Here is a 317-nt window from a genome sequence, read left to right as displayed (position 1 = left end):
CATTACAACAGATGCTGACAGACCCTGACCTGCCCTTTATCAGCACCGGGCAGGCTTCGACGGTATTACAGGTCCAGCTGAAATCCAGCGCCATAACGGAGGATTATCTGGCGGAATTGACCGTAGAAGGCCAGCGTCTGTTTATCAGCCATCCTCAACCAGCAGGATTTTCTGCACCACATTTCTCCCCTGAAAACCACCTGCCAGTCTGCTGTAGCAAGCGGAGATTATCGTAAAACTCGACGAATTCTGTTGCCGGAACCTGACTTTTTGTTTTCTGCATGGACGCGTTGTGGGCTGACTGCCGGTAAGCCAGA

General features: G+C 51.7%; 1 protein-coding gene. It reads left to right on the top strand.

Going from position 1 to position 317, the window contains the following annotated elements; all coding sequences use genetic code 11:
• Positions 1-236: hypothetical protein (locus H4O21_RS25075; protein WP_182812726.1), on the top strand; the 236-nt coding region annotated here is incomplete at its 5' end.
• Between the last annotated feature and the right edge of the window lie 81 nt (positions 237-317).

This window comes from Oceanospirillum sediminis (assembly GCF_014164585.1).
GTDB lineage: Bacteria > Pseudomonadota > Gammaproteobacteria > Pseudomonadales > Halomonadaceae > Oceanospirillum > Oceanospirillum sediminis.
This window is presented reverse-complemented; position numbering and strand designations above follow the sequence as displayed.